Consider the following 18491-nt stretch of genomic DNA (forward strand, 5'->3'; position numbering starts at 1 on the left):
GGCTGTGCCCGGAACCGGCGCGGGGCGGGGCCGGTTCCGGCCGGATGTCAGGCGTCACAGACGACCTCGTCACGGGGCGTGTACCGGGTGTTGAAGGTCTCCCGCTTGACCTCGGCGCCGCCGTTCTTGAAGACCCGGTCGACGGCGACGTCGAAGCCCTCCAGCGGGGTCTGCGGTACGCACTGCTCGGCGGCGCCCTCGCGGGTGCCGGGCTCGACCACATTGGTGCGGGGGCCGGTGACCGACTCGACCTCGTCGTATTTCTTGGTGCCGAGGAAGCTGACGGTGATGGAGGTGTCGGTGGCGCGGGCGTCGATGTAGAGGGCGTTGCCGGAGTCGTTGCGGAACTTCAGGTCGAGGCTGCCCCAGGCGACGGTGGCCTCGCGGCCCTCCGGGTAGCGCTCGATGTAGAAGGAGTGGGCCCCGTACTCGACCGGGTCGACGCCGGCGAAGAAGACGGCGTTGAAGATGGTGGTGGCGACGGCGGAGACGCCGCCGCCCGCGGCCCGCTCGTAGCGGTCGTTGTTGATGATGATGCCCTCGACGAAGCCGTTGGCCTCGGTGCGTTCGCCGACCGTGCCGTTCATGCTCCAGGTCTCGCCGGGCAGGACGACGGATCCGTCGATGAGTTCGGCGGCGCGGCCGATGTTGGTGATGCGGTACGCCTCGGGCTCGAAATTGACGGTGAAGGTGGACATCTGCTCCTTGATGCCCAGCTCCTCCAGATTGGCGGCGGACAGCTCCGGCTCGACCTCCTTGACGGCGACCGCGCCGGTGCGGGCGGCGGAGCCGGACTCGGTCAGCAGGGGCTGTACGGCGTCCTTGAGGGCCTCGGCGGTGACTTCCTGGCCGGACTGTCCGCCGGAGGCCACGACGACCCGGCCGCCCTCCATGCGCAGCTTGGCGTTCTCGGGCTTGTCGGTGGCCTGGGCGAGGCCGCTGGCGACGGCGGGGTCGGCGAGGAGTCCGGCGCCGTCGAGGGCGGGGACGAGTTTGTTCGCCTTGTCGGGCTTCACGGTGAGGTGCTCGCTGAGCACGGCCGGGGTGATCTCGACGCGTCCGGCGCCGGTGGTGAGGGTGACGGGGCCGGACATCGCGGGTTCGGCGAAGTCCTTGAGGACCCGGTCGACCTCGGCCGTGCCGACCTTGGGGTCGGTGGTGTCCACGGGGAGCCGGAGGGGTTCGGTGACGGCGCCGGGGGTGACGGAGGAGAGCGGGCCGACGGCGTCGTCCACGTTGAGCTGCCGGCCGGTGACCGGCTTGACCTGGGTGGTCTCGCCCTGCTTGAAGCCGACGGAGCCCTCGCGGGCCTTGCGGTCGTGCTTCTTGGCCAGTTCGGTGAGGGCGGCGCGGGTCTGGTCCCGGTCGACGGCGACGACGGGTTCGACATCGCGGTCGGCGCTGGTGAAGAGGCGGCCGATCACGGTGAACGGGTCGCTGCCCGAGCGGGCGGCCTCGGTGACGGTCTCCTCGCTGTTCAGGGTGAGACCTGCGGTGCGGGCGTCGACGGTGGCGGACTCGTCGCCGACCCGCACGGGTATCGGCTCGGCCCACTGCTGCGCGAGGCCCTTCTCCAGCGCCGCGCGCGCCTCGGAGCGGCTCATGCCGCCGATGTCGACGCCGCTCACCCGGACCCCGTCGGGGACGTCGTCGCCTGCGGTGAGCAGGCCGACGAGGTAGAGCCCGCCGAAGCCGACCCCGGCCGCCGCTCCCGTGACGAGCGCGGCCCGGCCTATTCGGCGCCGGGCGGCCCGTGAGGCGTCGGCGATGCCGTCGGTGTCGGCGGGCTGGCCGGCGGGGGCTGAGCGAAGCACGGGGTCTCCTCGTCTGTGGCGGTCACGGCGGCGGGTGGTCGGGGCCGCCGTCGCGGCGCCCGGCCCTCTCCGGAGAGACGGCCGGGCGCGGGTGATGATATGAGAATCTATGTGGTGATTCCGTAAGCTCCACCACCGGCCCCCCGGAATCCGGCCATCTCATCCTGCCCCGGCCTCCCCGTCTTCCCCGCCGGGCAAACCGGAAGCCGCCGTACCGCCGAGCCCGGCCCGGACGACGGCGAGGAACTCCTCGTCGGTGAGGCCCAGCTCCCGGGCCTGGCCGATCAGGGCGTTGACGCACTCGGTGAGCCGGGCCCGGCCCGGGGCGTCGGGCGCCGCGGTGATCACCGCCCCGCGTCCCCGGCGCAGCTCGATCAGGGACTCGTCGCGCAGCCGCTGGTAGCCGCGCAGCACGGTGTGCACATTGACGCCCAGCGACTCGGCGACCTCGCGGGCGGGCGGCAGCCGCTCCCCCGGAACCGCCGTGCCGTCGGCGATGGCCCCGCGCACACAGGCGGCGATCTGCTCGCCCAGCGGCACCGGCGAGCCGGGCCGTACCCGGAACAGCATCCCTAGCCACGCTCCCCGGTCCGCCGCTCGACCAGCGCGTTCAGCAGCGCGGCGGCGGTGGTCGTGTCGTCGGCGGTGACGATGTACTCGCGTCCGGCGGTGGTGCGGACCGAGAGGGCCTCCCCGGAGCGCAGTACCACTCCGCGCCGGTTCGGCCGTATCCGGTAGCCCCAGCCGCCGAAGTCGCCGATGGCGTCGACGCGGACGGACGCGGCGCCGGTGATGTCGGCGAGGGGGACGGTGAGGCGGGGCCGGGGCAGCAGGGTGGAGGTGACCGTGACGCCTCTGCGGTCGACGGTGACCCGGACCGCGGCGAAGGCGGCGCCGGCCAGTCCGGCGACGAGCAGCCCGGCGCCCAGCGGCCAGGGTCCGAGCAGCAGGGCGAGGGGTCCGCCGAGGGCGACGGCGAGGGCGGGGCAGAGCAGCGGGCGGGACAGGACCGTACGGCTCCAGGCCGCCGTCTCCCCGTCGGCCAGCGGCAGCGGGGGGACCGGCGCGGCGGGGGCGCGGCCCGGTCCGGCGTCGACCAGCCGCCAGGTGACGGCGGCGGCGGTGAGGCCCGCAAGGAGCAGCACGGCCAGATGCCAGAGCGGCAGCCGGGCGTCGGCCGGGTCCTGGGTGTCCAGATTGACCAGCACGGTGACGACCAGCGGATAGCCGAGGGTGACGGCCGTACCGGCGCCGATCGCCGCGGTCAGCCGGGCCCTGGCGCCGTTGTCGGCGGTCGCGGTGAGCAGGGTGAAGAGCAGGCCGAGCGCGATGAGCAGGCCCCCGCCGAACCAGAGGGCGGCGGTGCGGCTCATGAAGCCGTCGGCGCCGCCGTTGCCGGAGAAGTGGGTGGCCAGCTCGCCGGGCAGCCGGTCGTACCCGGCGAGGAACACCCCGAGGTAGGCGGCGGTGGCCAGTGCGAAGGGGACGGCGGGCAGGGCGGCGCGGCTGCGGAGGGTCACGGTCATGGGACTCCCGTCCTGGTGAGGGCGGTGTACGGGCGGCTGCCCGGGTCGGCAAGTTGTTCGCATTGAAGTAGAACAATATAAGCACAGAGGGAGGGGGTGGGTCGAGGCGCGAAGGTGATCGCCTCACAGCCGCGCCCGGCCGCCCGTGCGGGCGTCGTAACCCCTGCCGTTCCCGGTGTGTGACGGAACGGAAATTCGCTCTCCGTACGGTGCCGGGGACGGCGTACGCACCGCACGTGGGGGTTCAGTGGGAGCCGGTTCGGCCAGGGAGAGTGTCCGTACGGTCTGCTCGTACTGCGGGGTCGGCTGCGGGGTCGTGCTGGAGCTGGACCGGGATCCCGCCGACGGACGGCGCCGGGTGGCGCGGGCGAGCGGCGACAAGGCGCACCCGGCCAACGCGGGGCGGCTGTGCACCAAGGGGGCGACCAGTGCCGATCTGATGGCGGCGCCCGGACGGCTCGGCACCGCGCTGACCCGGCCCGAGCGGGGCGCCCGGCCGGTGGCGGCGGACGTGGCCGACACCGTCGCCTCGGTCGCGGGGCGGCTGCGGGCGATCCTGGACGCGCACGGGCCGGACGCGCTGTCCCTGTATGTGTCGGGGCAGCTGTCGCTGGAGGCGCAGTATCTGGCGAACAAGCTGGCCAAGGGGTTCCTGCGCACCCAGCACATCGAGTCCAACTCCCGGCTGTGCATGGCCTCCGCCGGGACCGGCTACAAGCTGTCGCTGGGCGCGGACGGGCCGCCCGGCTCGTACCAGGACTTCGAGCACGCGGAGGTGTTCCTGGTGATCGGCTCGAACATGGCCGACTGCCACCCCATTCTGTTTCTGCGGATGATGGACCGGATCAAGTCGGCCGGGGCCCGGCTGATCGTGGTCGACCCCCGGCGCAACGCCACCGCCGACAGGGCCGATCTCCATCTGCCGGTCAGACCCGGCACCGATCTCGCCCTCCTCAACGGACTGCTGCATCTGCTGGTCGCGAACGGGCACACCGACGACGACTTCATCGCCGCGTACACCGACGGCTGGGACGCGATGCCCGCGTTCCTCGCCGACTACCCGCCCGAGCGGGTCGCGGAGATCACCGGTGTCCCCGAGGCCGATCTGCGCCGGGCCGCGGAGTGGATCGGCACGGCCGGGAACTGGATGAGCTGCTGGACCATGGGCCTCAACCAGTCCACGCACGGCACCTGGAACACCAACGCCCTGGTCAATCTGCATCTGGCGACCGGCGCGATCTGCCGTCCGGGCAGCGGCCCGTTCTCGCTGACCGGCCAGCCCAACGCCATGGGCGGACGCGAGATGGGGTACATGGGCCCCGGGCTGCCCGGCCAGCGCTCCGTGCTGGCGGCGGACGAGCGGGCCTTCGTGGAGGAGCTGTGGGGTGTCCCGGCCGGGACGCTGCGCGCCGAGGCGGGGCGCGGCACGGTCGCGATGTTCGAGCGGATGGCCGCCGGGGACATCAAGGCGTGCTGGATCATCTGCACCAACCCGGTCGCCTCGGTCGCCAACCGCAGAACGGTCATCGCGGGCCTGGAGGCCGCGGAACTGGTGATCACCCAGGACGTCTTCGCCGACACCGAGACCAACGCGTACGCGGATGTCGTGCTGCCCGCCACGCTGTGGGCCGAGTCGGAGGGGGTGATGGTCAACTCCGAGCGCAACCTCACCCTCGTGCCGGGGGTCGTCGACCCGCCGGGGCAGGCGCTGCCGGACTGGCGGCTGATCGCCGAGGTGGCCTGCGCGATGGGCTTCGCCGAGGCGTTCACCTACACCTGCGCCGAGGAGGTCTTCGAGGAGCTGAAGCGGGCCTGGAACCCGAAGACCGGCTGGGATCTGCGCGGGGTGACCTACGACCGGCTGCGCGCCACCCCCGTCCAGTGGCCCGCCGCGCACGCCGACGGACCGGACCGCAACCCGGTCCGCTATCTCAACGACGGGGTCAGCCAGACCCTGCTGGAGCGCGCCGACGGCAGCCGCCCCCGGCTGGCCTTCCCGACCCCCGACGGACGGGCCCGGTTCTTCGCCCGCCCGCATCTCCCGGCGGCCGAACTCCCCGACGACGACTACCCGTTCGTCCTCAACACCGGGCGGCTCCAGCACCAGTGGCACACCCTCACCAAGACCGGCAAGGTCGCCAAGCTGAACAGGCTCGACCCCGGCCCGTTCGTGGAGATCCACCCCGAGAATGCCGCCGCGCTGGGCGTCACCGACGGCGACCCGCTGGAGATCGCGTCCCGGCGGGGCCGGGCCGTGCTGCCCGTCCGGGTCACCGACCGGGTGCGGCCCGGCGACTGCTTCGCGCCCTTCCACTGGAACGACCTGTTCGGCGAGTACCTCAGCATCAACGCCGTCACCAGCGACGCCGTCGACCCGCTGTCCTTCCAGCCCGAGTTCAAGGTCTGCGCGGTCGCGCTGACCCCGATCGCCGCGACCGTACCGGCGGTCCCTGCGGCGGACCGGACGCGGACGGTGCCGGTCACCGGGCCGATCGCCGCGCCGCTCCCGGCGACGGCCGACGGCGCCCACGGGCCGGCGACCGCGGTGGCCTCCCTCGCCGGTTCCCCGGTCCGTGCGCTCGCCGAGCTGTTCGGCGTCGCCGAGGAGGCGCCCGCGCCGCTGAGCGGACCCGAGCGGCGGTATCTGTCCGGGTACCTCGCCGGTCTCGCCGCCGCTCCCCCCGACGGGCGGGTCCCCGTCCTCCCGCCGGGCGCCCCCTTCGCGCCGGACCACGCCCTGTGGGTGGACGGCGTCCTGGCGGGCCTGTACTCCCGGGCCACGGACGCCCCCGTACCGGACGCCGACGCGCCCGCGCCCACCCGGCGGCTGCTGATCCTCTGGGCCTCCCAGACCGGCACCGCCGAGGAGTTCGCGGCCGGGGCCGTCGCCCGGCTCGCGGCGACCGGCCGGACCCCCGAACTGCTCCCGATGGAGGAGACGGCCCCGGCCCGCCTCACCGGCGCCCCCGGCACCGATGTCCTGCTCATCACCAGCACCTTCGGCGACGGCGACGCCCCCGACAACGGCTCCGCGTTCTGGCGGGCCCTGACCGCGCCGGACGCGCCCCGCCTGGACGGCACCCGGTACGCGGTGCTCGCCTTCGGCGACTCCAGCTACGACGACTTCTGCGGTCACGGACGACGGCTGGACGAACGGCTCGACGCCCTCGGCGCGACCCGGCTGGTCCCACGCGCCGACTGCGAACCGGACTTCGAGGAGACCGCCGAGCACTGGCTGGGTGAGGTGGTCACCGCGCTCACCACACTCACCACACGCACGGCACTCACCACGGAAACCGGCCCCCCGCCCCCCTCACCGCCCGCCCCCACCGGCCACTCCAAGTCCTCCCCCTTCGCGACCCTCCTCATGGGCAACCGGCTGCTGAGTCTGCCCGGTTCGGGCAAGGAGGTCCGGCAGTTCGCCTTCGACACCCGCGACGGCGAACTCGCCTACGACGCCGGGGACGCCCTCGGCGTCTGGCCGGTGAACGGGGCCGGACTGGTCGCCGAGTGGCTCGCGCTCACCGGCCTCGGCCCCGATGAGCCGGTGGACCTGGGCGACGCCGCCCCGCTGCCCCTCGAAGAGGCGCTGCGCACCCGGCTCGACATCACCCGGGTCGGCGCCGAGCTGCTGCGGTTCATGACCGAGCGGACCGGCAGCCATGAGCTCAAACGGCTGCTGCGCCCGGACAACAAGGACGCGCTTGCGCAGTGGAGCTGGGGCCGCCAGGCCGCCGATGTCCTCGCCGAGTTCCCGGTCCGCGCCTCGGCGGCCGAGTGGGCGGGGGTGCTGCGGCGACTGACACCCCGGCTGTACTCCATCTCGTCCAGCCCGCTCGCCCACCCCGGCGAGGTGCGGCTCACCGTGTCCGTCGTCCGCTACGGCGGCAGCCAGGGCCGGGGTCGGGCGGGGGTCTGCTCGGCGTATCTCGCCGATCACGCGGACGACGGCCCGGTCCAGGTGTTCGTCCAGCGCGCCCCGCACTTCCGGCCGCCCTCCGACCCCGCCGCACCCATGATCATGGTCGGTCCGGGGACGGGCGTGGCGCCCTTCATCGGTTTCCTGGAGGAGCGCCGGGCCCTCGGCCACTCCGGCCCCAACTGGCTCTTCTTCGGCGAACAGCGCCGGGCCACCGACTTCTACTACCGCGAGGAGCTGGAGGAGTACCGGGACTCCGGCCATCTGGACCGCCTCGACCTCGCCTTCTCCCGGGACCAGCGCAACAAGGTCTATGTCCAGGACCGGATGCGCGAACACGGCCCCCGCCTGTGGCAGTGGCTCCGCGACGGCGCCCGCTTCTACGTCTGCGGCGACGCCGGGCGGATGGCCAAGGACGTCGACCGGGCCCTGCGGGACATCGTCGCCACCCAGGGCGGCATGGACCCGGACGAGGCGTCCGCGTACGTCCGCCGCCTGGCGACGGAGAAGCGGTATGTGCGGGATGTGTACTGAGCGGGGCCTCCTCGCGCCCGGCGGGTCGCCCGGCTCGGTGTCCGGCCCGGTCAGGGCGGCCCGGCGGCACCCCGACGCCCCGTGCCGCTCGCACACCACCCGGGCGACTGCTCACCGTCGGGCGGCGGGGGCGCCCCGTCGGGTGGGGCGGGCCGTTGTCGCGGGGCGGGCCGTTGTCGCGGGATGCCCAGCACGACACCGGCCAGCACCAGCGCCAGCCCGCACAGTTGCTGCACCGTCAGGACATCCCCGGCGACGGCCGTGCCCAGCAGCACTCCGGTGACCGGGTTGAGGAGCCCTATCAGACCGACCGTGCCGGCGGGCAGTCGGCGCAGGCCGGTGAACCAGGCGACGAAGGCGAGCGCGGTGGCGATCAGGGCGACATAGGCGAATGCCAGGAGGGCGGGGGCGGAGAGGGCGGGCGGCGGGCCCTCCACGACCGCGGCGACCGGGAGCAGGAGGATCCCTCCGGCGGTGAGCTGCCAGGCGGTGGAGGCGAGCACATCGGCGCCGTCGCTCCAGCGCTTGGCGAGGAGATGCCCGAAGGACGACACCAGGACGGCGGCGGCCGAGGCCGCGATCCCCGCGAGACGCGCGCCGCCCTCGCCGGTGAGCAGCATCAGCCCGACCCCGCCGAGCCCGATCACCGCGCCGAGCAGCGGGGCGCCCCGGGGCCGTTCGGCGACCAGGGGCCAGGCGACCAGCATCATCGTCAGCGGGGACACCGCCATCACCGTGGCGGCGACACTCGTCGGGAGCAGTTGGGACGCGGCGTAGACGAGGACGAAGAAGACGCTCATGTTGAGCAGGCCGAGGACCGCCGACCGCCACCACCACACCCCGCGCGGGCGCCGCCGGGCCACAGCGAGCAGCACCAGACCGGCGGGCAGCGCGCGCAGCGCGGCGCCGAGCAGCGGGCGGTCCGCCGGGAGGTATTCATGGGTGACGTAGTAGTTCGTCCCCCAGGCCACCGGGGCCACGGCGGTCAGGGCGACCCAGCGCAGATTGCCTTCCATGGAAGGTACTATAGCTTCCCGGGAAGCTATCAGGGTCGTGCGAAAGGTGGAGAGGAGTCGGTCATGGACAGTGATCCGGCGGTGGGTGTCCCACTCGACCAGGTGGGCCGCATCCAGGCCGAGTGGGGCCGGGAGCGGCCCGATCTCGATGTGGGGCCGCAGGGGGTGATCGGGCGGCTGCACCGGCTGGCGGGGCGGCTCACCGCCGAACTGACCCTGGTGTACGGGAGATACGGGCTCAGCGAGGGCGAGTTCGATGTGCTGTGCGCGCTGCGCCGGGCCGGGGAGCCGTACGAGCGGGCGCCGGGCGAGCTGGCCGCGCACACCATGGTGACCACGGGCGCGATGACCAAGCGGATCGACCGGCTGGAGCAGGCCGGGCTGGTCACCCGGCGCCGGGCCGCCGACGATCAGCGCGGACGGATCGTCGCCCTGACCCGCCCCGGCCGTGAGCTGATCGACCGGGCCTTCGCGGAGCACATGCGCAATGAGCGCCGTCTGCTGGATCTGCTCACCCCGGTCGAGGCGGCGGCGCTGGAGGCACTGCTCAGGGAGTGGCTCGGCCGACTGGAGGATCCTCCGGGCCACGAGACTCCGGACCACGGGACTCCGGACCGCGAGACTCCGGCCCACCACCAGACTCCAGGTCGTTAATCCCCTTCCCGGGGCCGTGCGAACGGCTCCTCCCTGGGCACGCTCCGCACCCTCGCCCACAGCGGCAGGAGGAACCAGAGCAGCAGGAACCACACCACCACCGGCACCACCAGCCAGCCCGCGAGCGCGTCGTCCAGCACGACCCGCAGGATCAGCAGCAGCGCCGACGCCATCGTGCCCAGCAGCAGGACCAGCCCGAGCACCGTCAGCCGGGACGCCCAGACGACCGTCTGCGGCTTGACCCGGCGGCCGGTCAGCATCCGGTGCAGGGCCACCGGGCCGATCAGCGCCCCGGTCGCCATGGCACCGAGGAACACGGTGAGGAGATAGATGGCCTGATCCGCGTCGGACAGATCGGAGAAGCGCGGCTGGAACACCACCGCGAGCAGAAAGCCGAACAGGATCTGCACACCGGTCTGGGTCACCCGCACCTCTTGGAGCAGATCGGCCCACTGCCGGTCCGCCCGCTCCTCCTCGGTCTCCGCGCGTCCCCGCCGGAAGCCGCCGCCGTCCGGCGCCTTCCCTTCCGTCCCCGCCATCCCCGGCCTCCTTCCCTCGGGTCCCGCTTCCGCCTGGTTCCGGCCCCGCCTCGGCCCTCGCCGCTGTGCGCGTGCTCACTGCGCTCTTGATCAGAACTGGGAACACGCCCCGAGTCCGGCCGCACGCACGCCCCCGAGGGCATGCGATCAAGCCCGGCAAGGGGCATATCGTATGAAATTCAGCTCGCGAGCGCTCCCCGGGGCGGGCGTACGGGCCAGGCGGGGTCCCGGGAGAGGTACCTGGGGGCGATCGATCGCCTCTTGCGATCAGCCTTGATCAGAAATCGGCATTGGACGTGACAGGTGATCATCCTGCATGCTCACAAGCATGTTCGGGCCTGAGACTGCGACGGATTTCGGCCGGTGTGCCGCCGATGCGCTCCGCCTTGGCCGCGGTGATCTTCTGCTGCCCTGTCTGACGCAGTGCCGCGTCGTGGACTTCGGCAGGGTCAAGTCCACCAGCTGTCGCTGATCCCTCTCCCCTTCCCCCCCTTCTTCCCCGCCTCCGCCTCCGGTCGCGCCGCCCTGCCACGGCGGTGAGCCCGACCGCGCGGGGCGGACCACGGGTTGCCGCCCGCGCTCTCTGACACGGTTCTCCCGCCGCTCCCCCCACGGTCGCGCCCCGCCCTCGGCCGGGTGCCTCCGGTGGGCCGTGTCGTCGTCCCTCGCTCCGCTCACCCCCGGTGGCCGGAGCGTCACCCGACACCAAGGACACGCCCATGCCTGTGGCCCCCGCGCCCGCCGTCCCGACCCTCCTCGCTCCCGCGGGGGCGTCATGACCGCCACCACCCCCTCCCCATCCCCCTCCCCCGCCGCCGTCGTGGAGACGCCCCGGCTGCCCGGCTTCGACCTCGGACGGCTCGACGAGGTGAGCGCGGCGCTCGCGGCCCGCGCCCCGGAGTACGACCGCAGCGGCGCCTTCCCCCGCGAGTCCCTCCAACTCGCCCATGATGCCGGGCTGTTGACCGCGGGCGTCGATCCCCGGTACGGCGGTCCGGGCGGGTCGTTCACCGACATCACCCGCATCCTGCTGGCGCTGGGGCGCGGGGACCCGTCCGTCGCGCTGATCGCCGGGATGACGATCGTCCCGCATCTGATCCAGCCCCGCAGTCCCTGGCCCGAGGAGCTGTACCGGCGGGTGCTGGCGGAGTCCGCGCTGCGGCCGACGCTGCTCAACCACGCGCGGGCGGAACCGGAACTGGGCTCCTCCACCCGGGGCCTGCCCGCCACCACCGCCCGGCGCACCGCGCACGGCTGGTCGGTCAGCGGTCGCAAGCGGTATGTCACCGGCTCCGAGGGGCTGAGCTACTTCCTGGTGTGGGCGGCGACGGACGAGCCGGAGCCGCGCGTCGGCACCTTCATCGTCCCGGCCGGCACCCCCGGCATCGAGATCGTGCCGACCTGGCACCAGCTCGGCATGCGCGCCACCGGCAGCCACGAGGTGGCGTTCACGGACGTCGAGATCCCGGCCGACCACCTCCACGAACTGGCCCCGCCCGGCGCCGATCCCGCCCCGGGCACCCTGCCCGGCAGTGTGACGCTGCTGCTGTCGTCGGCCCTGTACCTCGGGGTCGCGCGGGCCGCGCAGAGCGCCGTGCACGGCTTCGCCCACAGCAGGGTGCCGTCCGGGCTGGGCCGTCCGCTGGCCACCACCGGGCGCTTCGAGCGCGGGGCCGGTGAGATCGAGACCCTGCTGACCACCGCCGAGCAGCTGATCTTCGGGGTCGCCGGGCAGGTCGACCGGGGCGAACCGGTCCGCGGTCTCGACGCGCTCGCCGCCAAGGTGGTCGTCGTCCGCCAGGTCACCCGGGCCGTCGAGACCGGGCTGCGGCTGCTCGGCAATCCGGGGCTGGCCCAGGACAACCCGCTGGAGCGGCACTTCCGTGACATCCAGTCGGCCGGGGTGCACGCCCCCGGCGAGGACGCCGTGCTGCCGCTGGTCGGCGCGGCGGCCCTGGCGGTGAAGGCACCCGATGCCTGACCCCGACCCGCTCCCGCCCCCACCCTCGTACCCCTTCGATCCGTCGCCCGGCCCCGCTCACCCCAGAGGTACCGCCATGCTCCCGCGTTCCCGTCCCGCCCCCTCGCGTCGTCCGTCCCGTCCGGTCCGCCGGATCGCGGCGGCGGTCGCCGGACTGCTGCTGCTCACCGCCTGCTCGTCGGGTGGTGACAGCGACGCCGGCGCCGGCTCGGACACCCCGGTCCGGGGCGGCACGCTCACCACCGCCGTCGACACCGAACCGGTCTCCTGGGATGTGCACGCCAGCACCCAGGACATCACCGCCGAGATCCAGCGGCAGGTGGTGGACTCCCTGGTCTCCCAGGACTCCGCCGGGAAGTTCCACCCCTGGCTGGCCACCGAGTGGGAGGTGTCGGACGACTACAAGACCTACACCTTCGAACTGCGCGACGATGTGACCTTCACCGACGGGACCGCGTTCGACGCCGCCGCGGTGAAGGCCAACTTCGACCACATCGTGGCCGACTCCACCAAGTCGCTGTACGCGGTCAATCTGCTCGGCCCCTACACCGGGACCGAGGTCGTCGGCACCCACACCGCGAAGGTCTCCTTCTCCGAGCCGTTCGCCCCGTTCCTCCAGGCGGCCAGCACGCCCTATCTGGGCTTCTACTCCCCCGACACCCTGAAGTCGGACGCGGGCAAGCTCGCCGCGGGCGGGCCCACCAATGTGGGCAGCGGGCCGTTCCTGTTCAGCCGGTACACCAAGGGCCAGTCGGCGGAGCTGACCCGCAACCCGGACTACGACTGGGCGCCCGCCACCGCCGAGCACACCGGCCCCGCCCATCTCGACAAGCTGGAGTTCCGCTTCCTGCCCACCGCCTCGGTCCGCTCCGGCGCGCTGACCAGCGGCCAGGTCCAGGTGGCCAAGGCCGTGCCGCCGCAGAACGTGTCCACGGTCAAGGCGACCTCCGGGTTCGAGCTGCTCACCCGGCAGAACCCGGGCGGCAACTACAACCTGTGGCTCAACGGCTCCCTCGCCCCCTTCGACGACCAGCGGGTCCGCGAGGCGGTGCAGCGCGGCATCGACATCGACACCAATGTCGAGACGGTCACCTTCGGCCAGTACCCGCGCGCGTGGAGCCCGATCAGCCCCACCACCCCCTACTACGACAAGACACTGGAAGGCAGCTGGCCCCACGACCCCGAGCTGGCCGGGGAGTTGCTGGACGAGGCGGGCTGGACCGCGCGGGACGCCGACGGCTACCGCACCAAGGGCGGCAAGCGGCTCACCATCGAGTGGCCGCAGCTGTCGATCCAGGCCACCCGCGAGGGGCGTGACGTCCTCGGCCAGGCCGTGCAGGCGGACCTCAAGGAGATCGGCGTCGAGGTGAAGCGCCCCAACCTCGACCTGGGCACCTACAACACCGAGGTGTACGGCGGGCAGGCGCACATCGTCGATCTGAGCTGGCCCCGGTTCAGCCCGGATGTGCTGTGGCTGTTCCTGAACTCGGGCAGCGCCCCGGCCGAGGGCGGCATCAACGCCACCTTCGTCCAGGACGACCAGCTCGACGCCTGGACGGACGAGGGCCGGGCCACGCTGGACGAGAAGGTCCACGCCGATGTCTACCCCAAGGCGCAGCAGCGGGCCGTCGATCTCGCGCTGGTCGTCCCGCTCTACACCCAGGTGTCCCTGGTCGGCGCCTCGACCGCCGTCCAGGGCCTGACCTTCAGCGCCAGCAACTGGCTGACGTACTACGACGCCTGGCTGGACGAGCGGTGAAGCGGCTCCCGGCGGGCCGTCTCGCGCGGGCCGCGGTGACCCGGCTGGGCTCGGCCGTCGCCGTGCTCGCCGGGGCCGCCACCCTCGCCTTCCTGGCGCTGCGGCTCATCCCCGGCGACCCGGTGTCCGTGCTGCTGGGCCCGTCCACCGCGGGCACCCCGGAGGTACGGGCGGAGATCCGCCGGGAGTACGGCTTCGATTCTCCGGTCGCCGAGCAGTACGTCCGGTATCTGGGGCGGCTGGCGACGGGCGATCTCGGCGAGTCGTACCAGCTCCAGCGGCCGGTGTGGGAGCTGATCGGGGATCAGCTGGTGCCCACCCTGCAACTGGCCTCGGCCGCGCTGCTGCTGGCCGCGGTCCTCGCGGTGCTGTCCGCGGTGGCCACGGCGGGGCGGCGGCCGGGGCTGCGGGCGGTGGCGTCGGTGGCGGAGCTGATCGCGGCCTCCACCCCGGCCTACTGGGTGGGGATCGTGCTGCTGACCGTGTTCTCGTTCCAGCTCCCGGTGTTCCCGGTGGCCGGCGCCGACGGGTTCGCGGCCCTGGTGCTGCCCGCGGTGACCCTGGCACTGCCGCTGACCGGGGTCATGGCCCAGGTGCTGCGGGAGGGACTGGAGGCGGCGCTCGGCCAGCCGTTCGTGGTCACCGCCCGCTCCCGGGGCGCCGGCCAGTGGGCGGTACGGCTGCGGCACGCGCTGCGGCACGCGGCCGTACCGCTGCTCACCCTCACGGGCTGGCTGACCGGTTCGCTGATCGGCGGGGCGGTGCTGGTGGAGACGGTGTTCGGGCGGCCCGGCATCGGCTCGCTGGTGCTCCAGGCCGTCACCGCCAAGGACATGCCGGTGGTGATCGGTGTGGTGCTGCTGTCGGCGTTCGTGTTCGTCGTGATCTCCACCGTGGTGGATCTGCTGTACCCCGTTGTCGACCCACGGCTCAGGAGCGCGTGACCATGGCCACCACCCTCGTCCCCGAACTCGGCCCGAAACCCGCCGCCGCCGTGTCCGCCCCGGCACGGCGGCGGCGCCTGGCCGGACCGCCGGTGAGCGTGCTGCTCGCGGGCGCGCTGCTGCTGCTCGTGGTGCTGGTGGCGGTGGCGCCGGGCCTGTTCACCAGCGGCTCGCCCACCGCGACCGACCCCCCGGCCGCGCTGCGCGGCCCCGGCGCCGGGCACTGGCTCGGCACCGACCAGTTGGGCCGCGACCTCTACACCCGCATCCTGTACGGGGCCCGCCCCTCGCTGCTGCTGGGGTTCGGCTCGACGGTGCTGTCGGTCGTGCTGGGCGCGGCGTTCGGGCTGGCGGCGGCGCTGGGCGGGCGGATCGCCGACCAGGTGCTGATGCGGCTGGCCGATGCCCTGCTGGCGCTGCCCGCGCTGCTGCTGGCGCTGCTGATCGTGGCGGTGCTGGGGGCGGGCACGGTCAATGTGATGCTGGCGATCGGGATCGCGTTCGTCCCCGGGTACGCCCGGCTGGTGCGGGCGGAGGCGCTGGTCGTGCGGCGCTCGGGGTATGTGGAGTCGGCGGTGGCGCTGGGGCTGCCCCGGCGGACGATCGTGCTGCGCCATGTGCTGCCGAACGCGCTCGCGCCGCTGCTGACCCTGGCGGCCGTCGGGTTCGGCACGGCGCTGATCTCGGCGTCGGGGCTGAGCTTTCTCGGGCTGGGTCCGGCGGCGCCCTCACCGGAGTGGGGGGCGCTGCTGTCCGCCGGGCGGGACTTCCTCCAGACGGCCTGGTGGATCGGGGTGTTCCCGGGGGCGGCGGTCACGGTGACCGTCATCGCCGTGAATGTGGTGGGCCGTCATGTCCAGGAGCGCTTCACCCGGAGGTCCGCGCGATGAGTGCCACAGGCGCAGTGCCGCAGGAGCCGTTGCTGAGCGTCGAGGGCCTGGAGGTGACCTTCGGGCGCGGTGCGGGGGTCCCCGCCGTGCGGGATGTGTCGTTCACGCTGCGGCGGGGCGAATGCCTGGCGGTGGTGGGCGAGTCGGGGTCGGGCAAGAGTGTCACGGCCCGGACCCTGCTGGGGCTGACCGGGGCGGGGGCCCGGGTGCGGGCGCGGCGGCTCGGCTTCGACGGGGTCGATCTGACCGCGCTGTCGGAGCGCGAGTGGCGGGCGGTGCGGGGGCGGCGGATCGGGCTGGTGCTCCAGGACGCGCTGGTCTCGCTGGACCCGCTGCGGACGGTGGGCGCCGAGATCCGCGAGACGCTGACCACCCATGGGCTGGCCCGGGGCGCGGAGGCGGCCGAGCGGACGCTGGCCCTGCTGGCGGACGCCGGGGTGCCGGATCCGCCGCGCCGGGCGGCCGAGCATCCGCATCAGCTGTCGGGCGGGCTGCGGCAGCGGGCGCTGATCGCGTCCGCGCTGTCCGGGGCGCCGGAACTGCTGGTCGCGGACGAGCCGACGACGGCCCTCGATGTCACCGTGCAGGCACAGATCCTGGATCTGCTGGGGCGGCTGGTCGGCGCCGGTACGGGCCTGCTGCTGATCAGTCACGATCTTTCGGTGGTGGCCCGCCTCGCGGACCGGGTGGCGGTGATGTACGGCGGCCGGATCGTGGAACAGGGCCCGGCCCGGGACGTCCTCAAGGATCCCCGGCACCCCTACACCAGGGCGCTGCTGGCGGCCGTCCCCACCTTCGCGTCCAAGGGCGGCCCGCTGTCCGTCCCGGCCCCGCGCGACGGCCTGGCCCCCGGTCCGGACGGCTGCCCGTACGCGGCCCGCTGCCCGGCCGCCGACAGCCGCTGCCGTACGGAACTGCCCGCGCCCCAGCCGGATCTGGGCGGGCATCTGGCGCTGTGCTGGCACCCGGGTACGGCCATCGCCGGGCCGGTGGCGCGTCCGGCCGCCGTGTCCTCGCCGGAACACCGGGGCGAGGTCCCGGCGGCGCCCGCCGACGCGCCCGCGCTGCTCGATGTACAAGGGCTGGTCAAGCGGTTCCGGTCGGCGGACGGGGTGTCGTACACCGCGGTCGACGAGGTGTCGTTCCGGATCGCGGGCGGTCAGACGCTGGGGCTGGTCGGGGAGTCGGGGTCGGGGAAGTCGACCACGGCCCGGATGGTGCTGGGGCTGACCGAACCGGACGCGGGGACGGTGCGGTTCGAGGGTCAGGCGTGGAGCGGGCTGCCGGAGCGGGAGCGGCGGGGGCGGCGGTCCCGGCTCCAGGTGGTGCACCAGGATCCGCTGGGCTCGTTCGATCCCCGGCACAGTGTGCGGCGGATCCTCGCCGAGGCGGTGGCGCGCGCCGGGGTGGCACGGGGGCGGGCGCGGGCGGCGCGGGTGGCCGAACTGCTCGACCAGGTCGGGCTGCCCGCCGGGCTCACCGAGCGGCGCCCGCTGGAACTGTCCGGCGGGCAGCGCCAGCGGGTGGCCATCGCGCGGGCCCTGGCCACCGGGCCGCGGCTGATCGTCTGCGACGAACCGGTGTCGGCGCTGGATGTGTCGATCCAGGCGCAGGTGCTGGATCTGCTGGCGGAGCTGCGGCGGGAGCTGGGGCTGGCGCTGCTGTTCATCTCGCACGACCTCGGGGTGGTGCACCACGTCAGTGACCGGGTCGTGGTGATGAAGGACGGGCGGCTGGTGGAGTCGGGGCCGGTCGGGCAGGTGTTCGCCAGCCCGGCGCATCCCTACACCCGGGAGTTGCTGACCTCGCTCCCCCGCCCCGAACGGACCCCGGAAGGACAAGAATCACGGACATGACCGCACCTGTGGACCATCCCGACACCGACCGCTGGCTCCGCGCCTTCCATCCGTCGCCGACGGCGGCGACCCGGCTGGTGTGCTTCCCGCACGCCGGCGGGTCGGCCGGCTACTTCCGGCGCCTGTCCGAACTGCTCCACCCGCAGGTGGAGGTATGGGCCGTGCAGTACCCGGGACGGCTGGAGCGCCGGGGCGAGCCCCAGTTCACCGAGATCGAGCCGCTGGCCGACGCGGTGACCGCCGTGCTGAGGCCCTCGTGGGGCGAGGAGCCGACGGCGTTCTTCGGGCACAGCATGGGCGCGGTCGTGGCCTATGAGACGGCCCGGCGGCTGACCGCCTCCACGAGCACCGGCCCGACCGCGCTGTTCGCGTCGGGACGGCGGGCCCCGTCCACCGTCCGGGAGACCGAGCGGCTGCATCTCGCGGCGGACGACGAGCTGACCGCCGAGATCGTCCGGCAGGGCGGCACCCCGCCGGAGCTGCTGGCCGAGCCCGAGCTGCTGGCCCTGATCCTGCCGACGCTGCGCGGCGACTACCGGGCCATCGAGCGCTACCGCCACCGCCCCGGCCCCCCGATCGCGGCCCCGGTCACGGTCCTGACCGGCACCGGGGACGACAAGGTGACGCCCGAGGAGGCCCACGCCTGGCAGCGGCACACGGACGGCCCGACCGAGGTACTGACCTTCGAGGGCGGCCACTTCTTCGTCGCGGACCAGGTGGAGCGGATCGCGGGGGTGATCCGCACGCGGTTGCTCCACACGGCCGGTGCGGGGGCGGGGGTGGGGGTGCGGGTGCGGGTGCCGTCGCCGGATGACGGCCGGGGGGCTGGGGCGGGGGCTGGGACTGGGGCAGGGACTGAGGCCGGCACTGGGACTGGGGCCGCGGCTAGGGCCGGGGCTGGAACTGGGGCAGGGGCCGGGGTACGGCCGCCGCGCGGCGCCTCCGTGCGACCGGCGGACCGCGATCCCGGCGCTTCCGTCGCCTCCGCGCAACCGCAGGACCGCGATCCCGCCGCTTCCGTGCGACCGCAGGACCGCGGCCCCGCCGCTTCCGCCGCCT

General features: G+C 73.9%; 13 protein-coding genes. 8 read left to right on the plus strand and 5 right to left on the minus strand.

Annotation, left to right across the window (positions count from 1 at the left end; genetic code table 11):
• Window positions 1-47 precede the first annotated feature (47 nt).
• The 3 genes from ABZX40_RS20165 to ABZX40_RS20175 all read right to left on the minus strand — a co-directional run bounded on the left by ABZX40_RS20165 (window position 48) and on the right by ABZX40_RS20175 (window position 3340).
• Window positions 48-1736, minus strand: a complete 1689-nt coding sequence (locus ABZX40_RS20165; protein WP_355733927.1) for a VanW family protein — start codon at window positions 1734-1736, stop codon at window positions 48-50.
• A 237-nt stretch (window positions 1737-1973) separates the two neighbouring features.
• Window positions 1974-2384 (minus strand): GntR family transcriptional regulator, encoded by a 411-nt coding sequence (locus ABZX40_RS20170; protein ID WP_355733681.1) that lies wholly within the window; start codon window positions 2382-2384, stop codon window positions 1974-1976.
• 2 nt (window positions 2385-2386) lie between these two features.
• Window positions 2387-3340, minus strand: coding sequence for a DUF1648 domain-containing protein (locus tag ABZX40_RS20175; RefSeq protein WP_355733684.1), 954 nt, complete (start codon window positions 3338-3340; stop codon window positions 2387-2389).
• Window positions 3341-3587: 247 nt separating this feature from the next.
• Here ABZX40_RS20175 and ABZX40_RS20180 point away from each other — a divergent pair, with 247 nt between their 5' ends.
• A complete protein-coding gene (locus tag ABZX40_RS20180) occupies window positions 3588-7793 on the plus strand; it encodes a bifunctional nitrate reductase/sulfite reductase flavoprotein subunit alpha (RefSeq protein WP_355733687.1) in 4206 nt (1401 codons plus the stop codon).
• A gap of 50 nt (window positions 7794-7843) precedes the next feature.
• Here ABZX40_RS20180 and ABZX40_RS20185 read toward each other — a convergent pair whose 3' ends face one another.
• Window positions 7844-8809 (minus strand): EamA family transporter, encoded by a 966-nt coding sequence (locus tag ABZX40_RS20185; protein ID WP_355733690.1) that lies wholly within the window; start codon window positions 8807-8809, stop codon window positions 7844-7846.
• A gap of 63 nt (window positions 8810-8872) precedes the next feature.
• On the opposite strand from ABZX40_RS20185, the gene ABZX40_RS20190 reads away from it, so the two are divergent.
• Window positions 8873-9463, plus strand: coding sequence for a MarR family transcriptional regulator (locus tag ABZX40_RS20190; RefSeq protein WP_355733693.1), 591 nt, complete (start codon window positions 8873-8875; stop codon window positions 9461-9463).
• Here the strand turns inward: ABZX40_RS20190 and ABZX40_RS20195 are convergent.
• On the minus strand, window positions 9460-10002 hold the full coding sequence (locus ABZX40_RS20195; RefSeq protein WP_355733697.1) for a DUF6328 family protein: 543 nt from the start codon (window positions 10000-10002) through the stop codon (window positions 9460-9462). The genes ABZX40_RS20190 and ABZX40_RS20195 overlap by 4 nt on opposite strands.
• A 775-nt stretch (window positions 10003-10777) precedes the next feature.
• On the opposite strand from ABZX40_RS20195, the gene ABZX40_RS20200 reads away from it, so the two are divergent.
• The 6 genes from ABZX40_RS20200 to ABZX40_RS20225 all read left to right on the plus strand — a co-directional run.
• On the plus strand, window positions 10778-11983 hold the full coding sequence (locus ABZX40_RS20200; protein WP_355733700.1) for an acyl-CoA dehydrogenase family protein: 1206 nt from the start codon (window positions 10778-10780) through the stop codon (window positions 11981-11983).
• 76 nt (window positions 11984-12059) lie between these two features.
• Complete coding sequence (locus ABZX40_RS20205; protein WP_355733703.1) at window positions 12060-13742, plus strand: ABC transporter substrate-binding protein; 1683 nt, start codon at window positions 12060-12062, stop codon at window positions 13740-13742.
• Window positions 13739-14686 (plus strand): ABC transporter permease, encoded by a 948-nt coding sequence (locus ABZX40_RS20210; RefSeq protein WP_355733706.1) that lies wholly within the window; start codon window positions 13739-13741, stop codon window positions 14684-14686. The genes ABZX40_RS20205 and ABZX40_RS20210 overlap by 4 nt, the downstream gene beginning before the upstream one ends.
• Before the next feature lie 2 nt (window positions 14687-14688).
• On the plus strand, window positions 14689-15576 hold the full coding sequence (locus ABZX40_RS20215) for an ABC transporter permease (protein WP_355733708.1): 888 nt from the start codon (window positions 14689-14691) through the stop codon (window positions 15574-15576).
• Window positions 15573-17432 (plus strand): ABC transporter ATP-binding protein, encoded by a 1860-nt coding sequence (locus ABZX40_RS20220; protein WP_355733710.1) that lies wholly within the window; start codon window positions 15573-15575, stop codon window positions 17430-17432. The genes ABZX40_RS20215 and ABZX40_RS20220 overlap by 4 nt, the downstream gene beginning before the upstream one ends.
• On the plus strand, window positions 17429-18491 hold a 1063-nt coding region (locus ABZX40_RS20225; RefSeq protein ID WP_356162603.1), incomplete at its 3' end, for an alpha/beta fold hydrolase. The genes ABZX40_RS20220 and ABZX40_RS20225, both read left to right, overlap by 4 nt.

Origin of the sequence: Streptomyces sp. NPDC004610 (assembly GCF_040609715.1) — a bacterium.
Lineage (GTDB): Bacteria > Actinomycetota > Actinomycetes > Streptomycetales > Streptomycetaceae > Streptomyces.